Genomic DNA, 17,552 nt, shown 5'->3' on the forward strand with positions numbered 1-17,552 from the left:
GACTTGTCCCTCACCTGCGCCGCCGAGTACGTCGCGCGGCGAGCACCGATGAGCGAATTTCCACGCCGCAGACGGAGGCCGAACCACGGGGCCTGCAGGCCTGCCACCATGGTGTCGAGCCAGAGGGATACCTCGGCGAGCTCGACCGCAGTCGCGTTGAGGTCCACGCCATGCACCTGGTGCAAGGCAATCTGTGCCTTCACCTTCTGCAGCTCGAGCGGGTACTCGTCGGCCGGAATGCGGACGTCGAGCTCCTTTTGCTTCCGCTCGAGGTACTCGGCGGCAAGCTGGCGCACGGCCTCGATGGCGAACGCGCCCGAACCGAGGGCAGGCTCGCAGACGGTGAGCTTGAGGATCTCGTCAGCAGGCGTCGTCGTGCCGTACTGGTCGAGCAGCTCTTCGAGCGCCTGGGAGACGACGAACTTGGTCAATACCTCGGGCGTGTAGTACGAGGCCGACTGTTGCCGCTCCCGTCCGGCGAGACGGAAGACGAAGGTACCCTTCTCGTGGAGGACCGGCTTCGGCTGTCCCGTGATCTCGTCCTGACTCATGACGAAGTGCTTGGCTTCGATCTCCGCAGAGCGCGTCACCGGAACGACCCACGAGCCCTTGGATGCGTCGCCGTCCTTCGCGACCTCGTGAAGGTCTTCCTGCGCAATAGAGCCGGTGTAGGACATGAGCCCCTCATACACAGCCCCGAGCTGGTTAACGCCGAGCTCAGCGTAGGAAATGAATCCTCTGTCCTTGCCGCGGGCCTCCTTAGTGAGGAGGAGGTGGTCCAGAACCTTGTGAAGAGCAGAGTTACTGAGCTTTACCTCATCAAGGTCCTTCGTCCGGGACGGGGAAAAGAGATCCGCTTCAAGGTTCTCAAAGGTGAGCGCTTCGTCGGCGTCCTCTGGCTTGTGGCCTTTGTTGACGAGGGTAAAGAGGAGGTTGAGAGAATCGTAGAGGTGGGTGCCGCGCTTCGCCTTTTCGGAGGCAATCGGATTAAGGACGAGTTCGCGGATGCGGTCGAGTCCGTAGCCTTGGTCATACTGCTCGTCGCCCACAGGGATGACGCCCATCTCCGGGGACGCCTCTGCGTAGAGGAGGAACAATATCCGGTACAAGAAGCGAAGGGACTGCTTGGCGAGCGACCGTCCTTCCACGCCCTCCTTTGACACCCCAGCTGCCGCCCGGCGCGTAAGGACGTCGTTGGCGATAATTTCGATGGAAAGCCGGATGCCCTCGCGGAGGTCCTTCGACACGCCGACGGTGTGCTTCACCGAGGACTCGATGACGCCGTTCCACCAGATCTGCTCGCTCGGGTCCGGGTGGAGCGAGTCCCGCCCGAAGACGGCGAGGAAGCGGTCCAGCTCGCCTCCGCGCTTGGTGTCGTTCCGTTCGACGGCGAGCAGCGCGTCAGCTGCGAGGTACCGGCCCTCGGGCCATCGCTCCCGCTCGGTGAGGACGAGCCACCGGCCGGCCATGAGAGCGATGAACTGCGGCGGCTCATCGGTCTGGTAGAGCTCGGAGATGAGCTTGCTGGCCGAGTAGTTCGCTTCCTTGTCGTCGACGAGTGGCCGCTGGATCAGGTCGCCGCGGTCCTTGGCGAGGGCGTCCTCGAGGGAGTCGGCCGGCTGGGCTTCAATGAAGAGGACGTCGTTGTTGGGGGTGGACCAGACGTTGTGGGCCAGGAGCTCGGCGCCGCTGCGTTCGGCCTTGAACGTGGTGTTCGGGCCGTGGAACCCGAGCGCTTGGCGCAGGTCGCGGTAGACGCGAGAGGCGTTGCCGGGTTCCTCGGCGAGGGTGCCGAGGTCTATCTGGAGTTGGCCGCGCGCCTTTCGGAACCGGTCCAGCGGGGACTCGTGGCCCTCTTTGGACGACTCGTCCCATTGCCTGCGGAGCTTGAGGACCTCGGATTGGAAGGACTCGCCGGCTTTGGTGGTGTCCGTGGTGAAAAAATGCTCGCTGACGAAGTCCTCGCCAACGACAAACGAATCGAACGAGGGCATCTCAGTGCTCTCCTTCCGCAGGGGTGTTCAGGGGCACGATGACGAGCAGCGGCCGCACGAGGCGGCGGTCCGGGGCAAGGGAGGAGACGATCTCCTGTTCCTGCTCAACGCGTGCTTTGTTCTCTTTTAGGCGCCGCGTACTCATGCCGGGGAGCTGTGCCTGTCCGTGGACTTCGCTCCACGCGTCCGCTCGGCCGTGCCATTCATCGAGCCGATGTTCGGCAGCCTGGGCGGCGGCCTCGAACGTGATATCGAGCGAGCCGGTCGTGTTTTTGACGGCGCGGGCGATGTAAGGCTGGTACGCGCCGGCGCCAGCGACGGGCCCTGTGTTGATCGACTTGTCGGTGAGGCCGATCTCACGGAGGTACTCGGCGAGGCTTCCGATCTGCTCGGGGATGCACAGCTCGCCGCCCTGGGTGGCGAAAAACGCCTGGGAGATGACCTGCCCGCGGCGGTTCATCAGCGTGCCCATGAGGAGGACGCTCGGCTCCTCGACGTCGGCGCGGACCACGGGGACCTCGCTGCCGGCCATCGACGCGAGGGCGAGGTCGCTGGCCCATTCGAGGACAGGGTGCAGCGGGCCGAGGAAGTGGGCCTCGGGCCACGTCGTGGCCTTCTCCCCCTTCGCGGGGATGGCCTTCTTGGCGGCGTCGAGCTCGTTCTGGCCCTTGTCCAGGGTTGTGGCCAGCTTGAGCTTTTCAGTGATCTTGCGGTCGGCGAGGTAGCCCTGCGGCAGGTGCGCGAGCCGCTGCTGGAGGTCGCGGGGCGGCTCGAGTTCTGCGACCTGGTGCTGGGCGTGGACCCTCCAGTTCACCCCTCCCCCGACCCCGTTAGCGGGTGGCTCCTCGGGGTTACCGAAGGCCTCGTGGAGGGCGTCGTCGAGGTAGTCCAGCTCGCTCGAATAGAGCCCTTCGCCGGCGTCGGTCGGCACCCGGGGCGAGCCGCCGCCGTCGTCCGCAGTGAGCTGCTCGAAGAAGCTGTCGAAATCGTCGAAGGCACCCTCGTCGGTGTGGGCCGGGTCGAGGACGTCCTCGACGCTGCGCACGACCTCGTCCTCGGACTTCCTGCCGGCAAGTACCTCGAGGATCGCTTCTTGTTCTGCCTTCACGCTGTGCTGACCCATGAGGGAGCCGACGTCGTTCAGGGCGCCGTGGGCTTCGTGCTCACGTTCCATGAGGCGGGTGAGAACTTTCAGGTCGCCGCCGAATTTCCCGTGGTTGGGGTGCAGGAGGAGCGTGGTGATCTGGGGGTTCTTCTTCTGGCCGTACCGGTCGATACGGCCGTTCCGCTGTTCGATGCGGATGAGCGACCACGGGATATCGAAGTGGATGAGGTGGTGGCACTGGCTGTGGAGGTTCACACCTTCGGAGGCGACATCGCCTGTGACGAGCACACGGATGGGTGACGCTTCCTGCTTGAAGCTCTCAACTATCTCCTGCTGCTCGACGTCGCTGAGGCCGCCGTGAAGGATGCGGACATTCTCTGGCTTCAGGCCGAGGTCCTTGGGCAGGTGCCGCTCGAGCCACATGAGCGTGGGGACCCGCTCGGCAAAGACGACGGCGCGCATGTCCGACTTGGGGCCGACCCCGATTCCCTTGAGGTACTGGGCGAGCTCCTGGTACTTGGCCGAGGGTTTGGTTAGTGAAGCCTCCGTGAGTTGTTTGAGGTGTTGGAGGGCCTCGTGCTCCGCGTGCTCGGCGGGGAGCTTCGGATCGGCGACCTTGCGGAGGCGCTCATGGACGGTTTCGAGGAGGGCTGCGGGGCTCGAGAGGAAGGCCTTGGCGAGTGTCCAGGGGAAGAGGGAGCTGTTGGCGCCGGAGTACGGGCTCGAACCATTCTGGGGGTAGAGCCAGGTGTCGGYGATCTCCTCAGCGACGGCGTTCTCGGCATGACTCGCGGGGATCAGGCGGTTGTCCGGGTCGAGGCGTTCTGCCCAGTTAGCGCCGACCTCGTTGGCGACCTCAGGGCTATGGCGGTGTCGGCGGATGATGAGGCGCTGGATGTCCTTCGCCTCGAAGCTGCCGTCCGGTCGGACGGCCGTGGGGTCTAGGAGGCGGATGAGCTCGGCGAACGATTCCTGCTTGCCGTTGTGCGGGGTGGCCGAGGCGAGGATGAGGGCCTCGGTGTTGGGGGCGAGGATCCTTGCCAGGTCGTTGTTGAGAGTGCCGGCGTTGGTGAGGTTGTGCGACTCGTCAATCACAACGGCGTCCCAACGGATCTTCTGCAGGTGCGCCTTGTAGCGGGCAGACTTGAGCGTGTCGATCGAGATGATGGCGCGCTTGAAATAGGTGAACGGGTTGCGCGTTGCAGGAAGCGTCTGGCGGACCTTCTGGATGCCGGCCGAATCCAGGCGGACGAACGGCAGTGCGAAGCGGCACCAGAGCTCGTGCTGCATCTGCTCGAGGACATGCCTGGGGGTGACGACCAGGACGCGTTCTGCCCTTCCGCGGCGGGCCAGCTCACTCAGGATCATCCCGATTTCAAGGGTCTTGCCGAGCCCGACCGCGTCCGCTATCAGGATCCTGGGGCGGACGTTCTGTGGGTCCAAAGCGCGAGCGACGGCGATGCGCTGGTACTCGAGTTTGTCTGCGAGCATGCGCGTGGAGACGGTGAGGCCGTTGTGGTCCTGCGGGATCGGGGTCTTGCGGAGGGTGGACTCGAGCCAGAGGCGCGCGCGACGGTAGTTGGGACTGGCATCCGCAACAGGGATGGCCTGGGCGGGGTCAACGACGTGGATGGTGTCGAGGGACTCGTAGAACGCAGCGGTGGAGTCGCGGACGAGCTCGCTGAGGCCCCGGACCCTGAGCAGGAGGCCGTCGCCGGTCTGCTCGACTCCCGTGACGAGCCACTCTTCGTCCCTCACGTGGACCACCGATCCCGGTGCGACATTCAGATCGGCCTTGGTGGTTTCCGCTTCCGGCGCTGTCACGCGTCTATGCTCCTCGCTCCGCTGCAGCCCCCAGTCTCCAACCCGACACGTCGCAGCTAAAAGTGAAGGGCCAAGAAACATCTAATCACTCATAGCTGCTAAGCGAGCAATCATGAGGTCAATCCGTCAATCGTGGTGCGAGTAAGGACCGCAGAAGTCTCGAGCAGCCGGGCCCCGATGTCGCCGAGCAACCGGATTTTTTGGCGTTGATCTCCGCCCCTGACGGTCACCACGAAATCCCCCACGAGGCCGAGCAACTGCGTATTCAAGGAAGCAAGACTCGATAGCCCGAGAGTCCGTCACTGCGTGCGCTGAGCGACAGACTTCTCAGAGTGTTCGGTGATTTTCGGCAGGATCTTCTGGGTGCTCTATTGTGCACAGTGGGGGTAATTCGTGGCCGCGAATGCACCTCAACCACGAGACAATTCCGGCAGGCAGAAGCGAGCCCACACTCACATGAATTCCCTCATCTCCTGGCTCGACGCGTCCACCGAGGAGAACTCGAAGATGCGCGAGCTCGTCAAGCTCTTCGGGACACCCGAAACCACCGATGACCTCGGCATGGGCCAGCTGCGCGACGCCATCAGCAACAGCCTGTTCCCCGGTACGTCAGTGCTGCACTTAGGCGCCCGTTACATGCTCCTCGTCCCGTGGGCGTATCAAACCGCCCACCGCAGCACGCGAAACCCGGATGACCTGCGTAAGCGGTCCGAGGAATCCGAGCGGCAGCTCATCAGCCGGCTCAAAGAGATCGGCGAGGAAAGCTACATCGGCCGGGACGCAGGCCGGAACGTCCAGCAGCTGCCCTCCGCCGCCTACTGGACCGCGCTGCGCACCTACGGCATCGTCAACCCGGACACAGACCGCTCCGCCGTCGCCCAGCTCATGTGCGCTGACGCCCCCGCGCCCGAAGATGGCGAAAACAGCTACTCGGTCTGGAACCAGACACTCCCTACGCCGCCGACCGGCTTCCCGCAGGCCGAGGATCGCGGACTGAAGCTGTCCCACGACGAAGCCCGCTGGCTCCAGGAACGCATCCTGACTACCTGCCCCGGCACGATGCTGGCCCACGTCGTCGGATCCGAGGTCAGCCCCACCCCCGGGCTCTGGGCACCCTGGCTGGACCCGGCGTGCCGCAGTGCGGAAAGTGAACCCGCACAATGGCTCAAAGACGCCGAAGCGTTCTCCTTCATCCACAACGGCGCCACCATCCTCTACCAGCAGCTGCTCGCCGAGCTTTCCATGAACGTCTTCTCCAGTGGAGCGGACACCTTGGGGCCCACACACGAACTCCTCGAAGCGTGGGAAGACCAGCGGGACAACATGCGCGAGCTCCTCGCCGGGTGGGACGTGGACGGTTTCATCGGCCGCGTCACAGCATTGAACAGCGGCATCAACAGCCACACCGCCGACTTCGCGCGGGCCATGGCCGAGGCTGCCATGAGCGCCGGCAAACTGATCGACAACAAGGACTTCCGTGCCGCCGTCGAAACCCGAGAGAAGCTGATGAAGAAGTCCAACTCACGCTTCCGCAACGAGCGCCGGCTACGCGCCTGGCAGCCACCGGCCCGAGTGGCAGCTCTGAGCTTCCGCTGGACGCAAGTGCGCCGGAATGTCCTGGACATCCACGCAGGACTCGCATTGGAAGGGCAGTCACATGCTTGAGGCATCAAACAGGCAGGCGCTCACGCAGCAGCTGCGCCCGCCGGCAGGATTCCGGCTCTCCCACGCCGTCGGCACCACCTTCACCCTGGACATGACGAGCGCCCTGTCGGTACCTCTGAGCTTCGTGGCAGGTTCCGGAGAAGAATTCACAAATCCGGTGGCGGTACTCAGCGCCCTTCGCAAAGTCTCCGACCGTGTGGACATCTTCTGCCAGGCAGGCCACATCAAGGCGCCCTCGGACGCCTCGGACCTGCTCGCACTCCTGGAGCCGATGGTCCATCAGGTGAGCGTCAAGCGCGGACTGTTCCACCCCAAGATCTGGCTCCTAGAATTCGAGAACGACACCGAGCGCCGCTACCGCTTCCTCTGCAGCAGTCGTAACCTCACCACCGACGCCAGCTGGGACCTCCTTGTCCGTCTGGACGGCGAACCCGTGCAGGACACCGAGGACTCCGGCCCAGATAGCGGGCCCCTCGCACGCTTCATCGCCGGGCTCCCGGACCTCTGCACAGTGACGCCCGACGCCGGGCGGCTGGCCAGGGTGCGCGGACTCGCCTCGCGCCTTGCGAACGTCCATTGGGAGTTGCCGGAGGATATTCAGCGATTGACATTCCGGCCCATGGGTATGGGTGAGGACTTCGAACAGGGCTCCATCACTGCCCACCTCGGCGATCCGGGAACCTTTAGTGCACTCAACGGTAAAACCGGGGAGGGGGCCCATTTTGGCCGAGAGAAGCTGGTAATCTCTCCCTTCCTCGACGACACGATGCTCGGCCGGTTGCGGGACCCGTGGACGGACAACCTCTACGTCTACTCACGCGGGGACCAGCTGGATCTCCTCAACGAGAAAACAGTGGGTGATACCCGAACGTGGTTCAAGGCTTTTGACGAACTCGGCATCCCCGAATCGTCGGAGTCAGGGCAAAGCGATGTGGATGCGTCCGGGATCCAGCGGGTGGCGGACGATCTGACCGGTCTGCACGCCAAGGCCTACTTCTGCGACTTCGACCACTACACCTACGTGCTTCTCGGGTCGGCCAACGCCACCGAGGCGGGCTTCACTCGTAACGTGGAGTTTCTGTTGGAAATGCGGGGAGCCAAGAAACGCCTGGGGGTGCAGCGCATCCGGGAGAGTCTCAAGGACGTGCCCTTCGCCGATTATCTGGGCACCGGCGGCGCGGCCCGCTCGGAAGAAGACGTGGCAGCCTTCCGGCTGGAGAACGCCCTGCGGGACGCTGCGGCGCAACGGTTCCTCCTCGATGCCGTCCCCGACGGCGACACCAAGAACACGTTCGCTGTGACCGTCTCCCATGGCTGGTCGCCGAAGCCCGAGTTCACCGCGAAGTTGCGCCTCCTTTCGCTCCCCCAGCCGAGCGCCGTCGTCGAGCCGTCCGGCGGTCAGCACGAACATGTCTTCCGCGCCATACCGCTGGCTGACGTGACGCCGTACCTGGTGCTCACGCTGGAGGACCCTGTCGCCCGGCTGTCCAAGAGCACGGTGATCCAGGGCAGCCTCCGCACCGATCCCGCCGGACGGCTGGATGAGATCATTGCCCGCCAGCTCGACGACCCACAAAAGCTCCGGCAGTTCCTGCTGTTGTTCCTCACCCCGGAGGATGCTCTTCCCGGGTCCGGGACCGGCACGGGATGGTTCGCCGGTTCAGGGTTCGGAGACGGCTCCACCGCGGGGCTCTTCGAAGCGATGGTGGGCGCGATGGCAGGTCCGGACGCTGGCTCGGTCTTTCCTGATTTGAAGGTGGTGATGGACCGGCTGCTCGCCCTTCGCGGCGATGATCCGGAGATTCAGCAGCTGCACGCACTGTGGACCGCAGCCACCGAGGCACTAGACATGGGGGAACTTCATGGGGTTTGACGCAACGCCCGCGCTGGACGGACTCCGGGGCTTTCAGCGCCGGACCGTGGAACACGTCTTCAAGCGCCTCTATCTGGATGACCAGCCGGCGGACCGATTTCTTATCGCGGACGAGACCGGGCTGGGCAAGAGCATGGTGGCCCGCGGCGTTGTCGCGAAGGCGATCGAGCGACTCGACCGGCCCGATTCCGGCGTGGACCGCATCGACGTCGTTTACGTCTGCTCCAATGCTGACCTGGCCAAGCAGAACATTGGCCGACTGAACGTTACCGGACAGAAGGACATCATAGAGTCGGGCAGGCTGACGCTTCTGCCTGCGGAGCTGACGAAGCTCAATGCTCCGGCCGCGCCGGGAACACGCAAGCGGGTCAACTTCATCTCGCTGACTCCGGGCACGTCGTTCAACGTCGGCGGGGCAACCGGCCAGGCGCGAGAACGGGCTGTGCTGTTTCGGATCCTCGAACAGCTCGGAGTGATCACTACCGAACGCCGGGATGACGCGGTCGAGCTGTTGAGGGCGGGCGCTGGCGTTCCCGGATTCAGCTGGGAAATCAAACGCCTCACCGAACTGCATCCCGAAGGGTTCGTCACCTCGGTGTGTGACAAATTCAGACAGCTCGCCACGAAGAGCGGAAATCTCGCCGCTTTTGAAACGGCGATGTGCGACGCCTTGACCGCGGGAACTGACAATATCCGGCTCCGCATGAGCGCCGTCATCGGAGGGCTCCGTGGAGACCTCGCCCAGGCCGGGTTGGACTGTCTGGAGCCTGATTTGATCATTCTGGACGAGTTCCAGCGCTTCCGCGATCTGCTTTACTCTCCCGGCACCGCGCCCGACGACGAGGATCCCGCTGCCGAGCTGGCAAGACAGTTCCTGAACTACAAGGGCGCCAAGCTGATCCTGCTCTCGGCCACGCCGTACAAGGCACACACGGGAGCGAACGAAGCCGACGGCGACGATCACGCCGCTGACTTCCGGCAGCTGCTGTGTTTCCTGAGCAGCGAACGGCCGGGGTACATGGAAGGCCTCGAGACTGATCTGGACGGCCGCCGGACCCAGCTCCTGAAGCAGGTTCGGGACGAGACGCTGACGCACCGCATCGAGGACGGTCTGAAGTTGTTCATGAGCCGCACGGAGCGGCCCCAGCTCGGCAAAGACGACATGCTGTCCGTGATCGAGATGGCACCGACGGACGTCCGGGCCGGGGACCTCACCAGCTACAAGTCCCTGTCCGCTTTGTTCCGGGCCACGCGCACTGGCAATCCGATGGAATACTGGAAATCCGTGCCGATGTTCGCGCACTTCCTCACTGACTACAAGGTCGGCAGGATGCTGGACGGCAGGATCCACTGCGACCGCGAAGCAGTTGACCCGGTGCTGCCGGCCCTCGCGACCATAGACCCCGAGGCCTATCGTCGCTATGGCGCCGTGGAGACCGACAACGCCAAGTTCCGGGCCGTTCGTGAGCACACCGTTGGCCAGGGTTGGTGGAAGCTGCTGTGGATGCCGTCGTCACTCCCCTACATGGAGCCTTCCGGTGCTTTCGCTGACGTGGGTACTGACGTCACCAAGCAGCTGGTCTTTTCTGCGTGGAACGCTGCACCGACGGCGGTCACCACGATGCTCTCCTACGAGGCCGAGCGGCAGATCCTGGAAGGATCGCCGCTGCACGGTGAAAACACCGCGGAGGCCCGCAAGCGCTTCCGCGGCCGCCTGCGGTTCCGCGTCCGCGACGGCGAACCCCAGGCCATGTCCACGTTGGCGCTGTTCATACCCCACGCTGCTCTGGCCCTTGCAGGTGATCCGCTGGAGAGTGCCTCCTTGAATGGTTCCTTGGTGCCCGGCGATGTTGTTCGGGCTGCCGCCGCAGCAGCCGGCACCGCGATGGTGGACGGCGCCGTCGTCGACCCGGCCAGCCGGCTCGGTGCCTGGGCGTCCTACTTCTCGGTGCCGGGCGCTTTGCCGGCAGAGTGGAAGAACGATGCCAAACTGGCCACGCGCGAGCTGCGGCAGCTGGACGAGTACACCCAGCAGCAGGGCAAAGCCGCGGACGGCGGGGAGACCGAGCAGGAGGGTGGCTCCGAGGCCGGGCTCTATCTGGCACACGTTTATCGGATGCTGGGGGCAGTGTCCGGTGAGCCGGCCGGCTGGGAGGACGGGATTGAAGATCTGGCCGTCAACTCCCCCGCCAACTGCCTCCACCGCGCCCTGAGGCGCATAGTGCCCGACGACTTCGATGGCACTGAGCTGTGGAAGGCCGCCGTGTTTGCGGCAAGCGGCCTGCGCACGCTCTTCAACCGGCTCGATGCCACCGAGCTGCTGGACAAGCTCTATCCCGAAGGCGACTACTGGCAGAAGGTCTTGCGCTACTGCGAGGCCGGCAACCTCCAGGCGGTGCTGGACGAGTATGTCTTCCAGCTCCGCAGCCAGCAGGCCCCCGGGGAGATCACCACCGAGCAACTCTGGTCACTTGCCGACGACATCCGGCGCTCGCTGTCCCTCAAGCCGGCGCAGATGCTCGCCAAGTATCCCGACGGTTCGCACGAGGATCTCCGGATGGGCAGCCGTTTCGCCGTCCGGTACAGCAACGCCAAAACGGACGACGGCGACAGCAACCGCATGCCCGACGTCCGCCGGGCCTTCAACAGTCCCTTCTGGCCGTTCGTGCTGGCCTCCACGTCCGTCGGCCAGGAAGGCATCGACTTCCATTGGTGGGCGCACTCGGTCATCCATTGGAACGTACCCGGCAACCCGGTGGACTTCGAACAGCGCGAGGGCCGGGTGCATCGGTATCTGGGACATGCCGTTCGCAAGAATGTCGCCGAGGCCCACGGCGCAGAGGTGCTGAAGCCCGGAGTCACGGACCCGTGGGAGACGCTGTTCTCCGTAGCTTCTGCTGACGTTGCGGCGCACCCAGAAGATTCCAACACGGAGTTCGCCCCGCACTGGATCCATCCTGGAAATCACAAGATCCAGCGAAGGCTCCTGGACCACCCTTTGAGTCGCGACGTGCCCAGGACCAAGCAAATGCTGGCCGGTCTGGCGAAGTATCGGCTGACGCTGGGTCAAGCTCGGCAAGACGACTTGATGGGTCTGATCAAGGAAGGGACTGAGATTAAGCCGCTGGATTTGCGGCCGTACCAAACAATGAAATAGCTGGACTGCCCTTTGCGGCCGATTTCCCTGAATCGTGATGTGGAAGCGATAGGTTTGGTCGGGGAAACGCAGACAGTAACCCCATCGAGAACCTGCAAAATGCCACAGGAAGCGGAGCCATTCGTGATTAACCCAGATGCCCCATTGCCGGACGATGTTTACAGGCGGCTACCCAGCAGGTCAGAGGTTCTAAGTCATGCGGTTTCCGCGGATGCCGCCCGCTGGCAAAAGGAGCTTTCCGCTCGGGGGCTCACGGCGCCACTCGGCAAACTCCACGGATCTGGTCTCGTGCAGCTGAGTCGTGGCGACGTGTTCTCCATCGCGGATCAAGAGCCCTCCCCCAAAGCAGCTATTCAGCTGCTGTGGTATTCCCTTGCTTGGGGCCTGGGCACGCGCGCACCTCGACTTCACGCCCGCCTTGACGGTATTGCCGAGGACGAGGGCGAAGCCGCACTTCTCCTTGCGAAAGCGTGGGAATTGGTGCGTAACGAAGCAGACGCTGAGAAAGCGTACTCAGTTCTCACAACTGATAAGGGACGAGGCCGCATCAAGTGGCTGGGCCCCGCGTTCTCGACCAAATTCCTATACTTCGCACAGGGGTCCACCGCGGCGCCAAACTACTTCATTCTTGACGAGGTGGTTGCGACGAATCTCCGCCCGACCGCATGGCCAAGTGCGCCGTCGACGGCCTGGTGGCCAAGCACGTATGGCGCGTACTGCTTACTCATGCAAAATTGGGCGGAAAAGGCTCAACTCCGATCCGGCAATGAAACGAGTCCCGACCAAATCGAACTGGCTGTATTCAGAGGCTGAGGCGGCAGCAGATTCTTGAGTGCCGCAAATGGTGCAGACTGCTTGTGCAGGGGACCATTCAGAGGCCGTCAACGGTTGATCCAAAAACGTCGATGCCACCGGATATCCTTTCTCCGTAACAGAATTTTGCACATTTGGGGGAATAATGAGCGGGCTCGATGAAGAGCAGCAGGCGGCGCTGCGGAAGTTTAAGCAGGAGGTGTTGGGTCTTGTACCCGACGAGGCGGTGGCGGCAGCGGTTGAAGTGCTGCCACCGACGCGAATTCACGTCCGGCAGGAAAGAACATCCCGCCGCAAGCGAGAGGCTGGCCAAGGGGTGCCCGGAAAGTACGGCCCAGCCATTCTGCTTAGCGAGATCGCCCAAGAGACCGGGCTGAAGGTTCAGGACCTAATCCGCGAGTCACGTCGCGCGGGAATCCAACTTGGTTCTAAACCAAGACAGACGCGCCTGTTTCCGGAAGAGGCGGCGCATCTCCGGCGCTTTGCTGCCGGGCCGCCCAAACCGAAACCGCTGACTCGGGCCAACTACCGACCTGATCCGTTGGGCCGTATCAGCCTCTACGACTATGACCGGCTCGAGCAGGGCTATGTGGTCCGCCTCAAGGCACTCGGCTACATGCCGGCGCGCCGGGACGTCAAGCGATTCCCGAACGGCGCCTGGACAGAGATTATGAATCATCACCGCAGGCTTGTAGTGCAGCAGACTGAACGGAATTGTGCCTACGCCTCTGAAATGCAGCGGAACGGCGCACCATCCGCTGCCGCTCCAGCGGCCGCGACTCGGCTAAAGGCTGTCCCCTCTCCACAACCGAAGGTGTCGACAGTATTGACGACTGTCGTGTCGAGCCCCTTGGCTGCCGACATCAAGCGCCAAATCGACGCGCGTCGACACCGGCGGGAAATCGACCCTGAGTCCAAGCCCGAATCTGCAGKCATCCAGGTGGCTTCTCCGCGCGTGGACCCCATACCCACGACCATCGGCCCCGGAAACCCAGCCCTGGAAGAACTGCAGCTGACCCTTAGCGCTTTTGCCCCGAAGGACCACCCCGTCTTTTTCGAAAGCTTGTCTGCCGCCTTGGAGTTGGACGAGCGCAATGTCAAAACGTTGTCAGCCGACGCGGACTCACTCAATCTCACAGACCAGGCTCTCCGCAACCTGATCCGCCTTGTCTGCAATGGGAAGTTCGGCCTATTCGCCTACCACGATGTCAGCAACACTCTCCGGTCAGCCGCTCGGAGGAACAGCTTGAACGCGTCACCGGTTGTGATGAAGAACGCCCTCACAAATTTGCGGCCAATGCATACCGGTGTCCTGACAGACGCCGGCAAGAGCCGATTCGTGTTCTGGCACGTGGAGCAGGACGGAACGCAGCTGGCTGTCATCACTTTCGGGGCTATGTCGGATTGGGTTCAAGGAATGAGGGTCGGCCAATACGTCCCCCTTCGCGGACGGTCGATCACCGTGTCACGCCATGCAAAGCTGACCCAAGTGGGTAGGGAGGACGCCCAGTTCATGGTCGAGGCCGCACTAAAGCTTCGGAAGGGCATCCACATCCGCAGGAGCGCACCAGTTTTGCCTGAACCCCGAGGACGGAATTACCTCGATCTCCGCACGGCCGCACCTCAACGCACCCTCACCTATAAACCGCACAGCGATTGGTTAATTCCCGTGGTCGTCGAGAACGGTTTTGCCACGGCCGGCCTCCAGGAAGGGTTCTTCTCGAACTACGGAGGCAGAAGCGCACACGAAGTTCGCCCATTCATGCGTCGCGCGCCCGGCACCTCGTGGAACGCGCCGAAGACAGTACAAGTAAGCGCGCACACTCGCGGCGGCTACGAAGTCGGCGACATCGGACTCATGCCTACGGTCACGATCATGCGAGAAATGAACTCCCATTCGACTTAGCACTACTGCGCCACGGCAGCAGCAGTCGCAAACACATCCGCCGGCATCGGCCGGTGCAACTTCCAGGTGATCGCTATCGGTTTCTCCCCCTTGTGCTGGACGTAATCCAGTTGCCCGAGGCACGAGTAGGGCATGGTCAGCCCGGTTTCGTCTTTCTCGGTGTCTCGGGTGAACAAGAGAATCAATGATCCATGAGCCGCTCTATCCAAGTAGCGGCGAGCTACTGGGCTGTGGGCAGGTGTCGTGCTCTGCGATTCCCAGTGGAACAGCTCCCGACTGATCGCATAGTCCTTGTACAGGGTCGTGGCTGAGTGTTTCTTGTCGTCCTTGTTAAGCGTGACGAAGAAGGCGTCGGTGAACGTCGCCGGGCACCAGGCCACGCCCTCGCGGTGCTGCACATTCTTACCGAGCTCCAGCGAACCGTACTGCAGGGCTGCCAGGATCTCTTCACGTCGGTACGTGGCATGCGAGAGCAGTGGGACGTGTTGCAGCCCCGCACCGAGTCCCTTGGCGGCATGCTTAGACGCGGCCACGCCGAGCTTCACTAGCTGGCGGATCTCGCTGCAGACGAACTGGTAGCCGCGCAGATAGTCGAGGCCGGCGTCGTAAGACTGGAATCGGCCGCCGTCGTCCCACAGCGTGTAAAAAAGCATCCGGGCAAAAGTCTGCTCCCGCTTGCCGAGGTCAGAGTAGCGGGGCGCGTCGGCATCGACCAGCATCGAGTATGCGTCGGCCCGTTCAGGATCGTCCACATGGATCAGCCGGACCATACGGCTTAGAAGCTTCTTTTCGTCACCTGCCGAGAGCTCTCGTATCGTCCCGCGAAGGACACTCTCGATCGGCGACAAACCTTCGATCAGCCCGGCCCGGCGAAGGTAGCCGGTCCACGAGTCCCCCGCAGAATGGTAAATCGACTTCAAGTCATTCCCCGATCGCTCGAGGTAGGCCATCAGCTCAGTCTCGGCATGCGAGGCAATGTCCTCGACAAGTTCCCTACGGTTGAACCGCAGCTGCGCCTTGATGTTGTCCAGCACAGCTTTCTGCGCCACCCGGTCCAGCACGATCTGCGAGCCCGACGGCAGGTAGGGGAATTCGTCCTTGACAGCCTTTTCCAGCTCCTTGCGCCCGTAGCCGGTGAGCGCCCGGTAGCGCAGATCGAACCGGAACTCACGGCGCTGCTGGCCGATGAAGTCCATGACGGTCAGCACAGCCTTGCCCTCGGCACGGCGCAGCCCCCGCCCCAGCTGCTGGAGAAAGATCGTGGCGCTCTGCGTGGGCCGGAGCATCAGGATCGTGTCCACCTGCGGCAGGTCCAGGCCTTCGTTGAAGAGGTCGACGGCGAAGATGCAGTTGATCGCCCGCCGGCGGAGCCGTTCCAGCGCCGCCGCTCGGTCGGCGTCGTCGGTGCCGCCGTCGACAGCAACGGAGGCGATGCCGGCACGGTTGAACACCTCGGCCATGTAGTGGGCATGCTGGACCGAGACGCAGAAGCCGATGGCCCGCATCTGCTCGGTGCTGGTGACCTTGTCGCGGAGTTCGCGGATCACCTTGGCGGCGCGGGCGGCGTTGCCGGTGTAGAGGTTGTTCAGCTGCGCGGTGTCGTAGTTGCCGCGCTTCCACTCCAACTGGCTGAGGTCGACGTCGTCCGAAACGCCGAAGTAGTGGAACGGCACCAGCAGATCGGCGTCCAGGGCGTCCCAGAGACGCAGTTCACTGGCGGTGCGGCCGTCAAAGAACTGCTTGGCGACGTCGACGCCGTCGCCGCGTTCCGGCGTCGCGGTCAGTCCAAGCAGCTGCTGCGGCTGAAGGTGGTCCAGCAGCCGGCGGTAGGTGGGCGCCATGGCGTGGTGGAATTCATCGATCACCACGACGTCGAAGAAGTCCGGTGCCAGCTGTTCAATGCCGAGGGAGGACAGCGACTGGACGGAGGCGAAGATGTGCTTCCACTGCCCGGGTTTGTGCTCTCCGACGTAGAGTTCGCCGAAGGCGCCGTCCTGCATGACGTCACGGTACGTGCGCATGGCCTGCTTAAGGATTTCCTGGCGGTGGGCGACGAAAAGCAGCTTTAGGTCTTTGCCGGCCGCTTCGCAGAGGCGCTTGTAGTCCAGCGCCGCGATGACCGTCTTACCGGTGCCGGTGGCAGCGACCAGCAGGTTGTGGTTGAAGCCTTTGAGCCGCTGGGCCTCCAGGTCTTCGAGCATCTCCTCCTGGTGGAGGAAGGGCTGAAGTTCGAGGCCCGTGGCTGCCCCCGGGACGGCAGTGCGCCGGCCTCCGTTGCGTTCCAGGGCGGCGTCAAGCCTTTCGCCGTCGCGTTCCGGATCGTAGCTTTGAAAGGCGCGCTGAGCCCAATAGCTGTCGAAGGTGACCTCGAACTTCTGCAGCAGCGCAGGCGTGCCGACGGAGCTGAGCCGGACGTTCCATTCGAGGCCGTCGAGCAGGGCCGCTTGGCTGAGGTTGGAGCTGCCAACGTAGGCGGTGTCGAATCCCGAGTTCCGGCGGAACAGCCAGGCCTTGGCATGCAAACGCGTGGCCTGGGTTTCGTAGCTGATCTTCACTTCCGCGCCGTAACGCGTGACGAGCTCGTCAATCGCGCGGCGTTCGGTGGCGCCCATGTAGGTCGTGGTGATGACGCGGAGTTTGGCGCCCCGCTCCCTGAGTTCCTCGAGCGCCGGATGGAGCAGGCGGAGGCCTGTCCAGCGGACAAAGGCGCAGAGCAGGTCCACCGTGTTGGCGGACTCTATCTCCGTGCGGAGTTCCGCGGCGAGGTTCGGATCGTCCTTGCTGTTGGTGAGCAGCGCGGAATCGCTCAGGTTGGTGGTGGGGCGGCGCAAGTTTCGCCGTTTGAGGGTTGCCTGTCGGTGGATTGACTGGAGCTGGGTGGGGCCGTCGGCGATGCGGTCTGTGTGCTTCAACTCCTGAAGGAGCTTGTTTGCGAGGGCCACGCGGTCGCTGGGTTTGGCTGCTGTCAGGGTTTGGCGGACTGCATCGGCGACATGGCGGGAAAGGATGTCCGGGCTGTCTTCATCGTCTATGTCCGCGAAGATTGGCTGCAGCTCTGACCCGTCGTTGAGAAGCTGGCCGAGTACATCAGTATTGAGAAGTTCGTACAAGCCCTCGGGCAGTTGATCCGCTGCCACTCCCCCAATGAAATTAGTCACTGCGCCAGGGTATTTTGCCGGCCTGACAAAGACCAACAACTGGCATTGTCCGGGGTG

Annotated in this window: 8 protein-coding genes; 5 read left to right on the forward strand and 3 right to left on the reverse strand. The window is 63.4% G+C overall.

The features are described 5' to 3' along the window. A partial coding sequence (locus AC1DR1_RS19105; RefSeq protein ID WP_476993090.1) for a DNA methyltransferase occupies positions 1–1,994 on the reverse strand: 1,994 nt, incomplete at its 3' end. Between the two features lies 1 nt (position 1,995). After that, positions 1,996–4,923: a helicase-related protein gene (locus tag AC1DR1_RS19110; protein ID WP_476993091.1), complete on the reverse strand. Its 2,928-nt coding sequence runs from the start codon at positions 4,921–4,923 to the stop codon at positions 1,996–1,998. A 456-nt stretch (positions 4,924–5,379) separates the two neighbouring features. Between AC1DR1_RS19110 and AC1DR1_RS19115 the strand changes: the two genes are divergently transcribed. The 5 genes from AC1DR1_RS19115 (at position 5,380) to AC1DR1_RS19135 (ending at position 14,337) form a co-directional block, all read left to right on the forward strand. Further along, positions 5,380–6,588, forward strand: a complete 1,209-nt coding sequence (locus tag AC1DR1_RS19115) for a DUF6361 family protein (RefSeq protein ID WP_476993092.1) — start codon at positions 5,380–5,382, stop codon at positions 6,586–6,588. Next, positions 6,581–8,461: a phospholipase D family protein gene (locus AC1DR1_RS19120; RefSeq protein WP_476993093.1), complete on the forward strand. Its 1,881-nt coding sequence runs from the start codon at positions 6,581–6,583 to the stop codon at positions 8,459–8,461. The genes AC1DR1_RS19115 and AC1DR1_RS19120 overlap by 8 nt, the downstream gene beginning before the upstream one ends. Next, positions 8,451–11,618 (forward strand): helicase C-terminal domain-containing protein, encoded by a 3,168-nt coding sequence (locus AC1DR1_RS19125; RefSeq protein WP_476993094.1) that lies wholly within the window; start codon positions 8,451–8,453, stop codon positions 11,616–11,618. Before AC1DR1_RS19120 ends, AC1DR1_RS19125 begins: the two co-directional genes overlap by 11 nt. Before the next feature lie 99 nt (positions 11,619–11,717). Continuing rightward, on the forward strand, positions 11,718–12,431 hold the full coding sequence (locus tag AC1DR1_RS19130) for an 8-oxoguanine DNA glycosylase OGG fold protein (protein WP_476993095.1): 714 nt from the start codon (positions 11,718–11,720) through the stop codon (positions 12,429–12,431). A gap of 145 nt (positions 12,432–12,576) precedes the next feature. Beyond that, positions 12,577–14,337 (forward strand): hypothetical protein, encoded by a 1,761-nt coding sequence (locus tag AC1DR1_RS19135; protein ID WP_476993096.1) that lies wholly within the window; start codon positions 12,577–12,579, stop codon positions 14,335–14,337. Positions 14,338–14,339: 2 nt separating this feature from the next. Here the strand turns inward: AC1DR1_RS19135 and AC1DR1_RS19140 are convergent, their stop codons facing one another. Beyond that, positions 14,340–17,495, reverse strand: coding sequence for a DEAD/DEAH box helicase (locus tag AC1DR1_RS19140; protein ID WP_476993097.1), 3,156 nt, complete (start codon positions 17,493–17,495; stop codon positions 14,340–14,342). Between the last annotated feature and the right edge of the window lie 57 nt (positions 17,496–17,552).

The sequence above is a fragment of the Arthrobacter sp. P4_F10 genome, assembly GCF_056401435.1.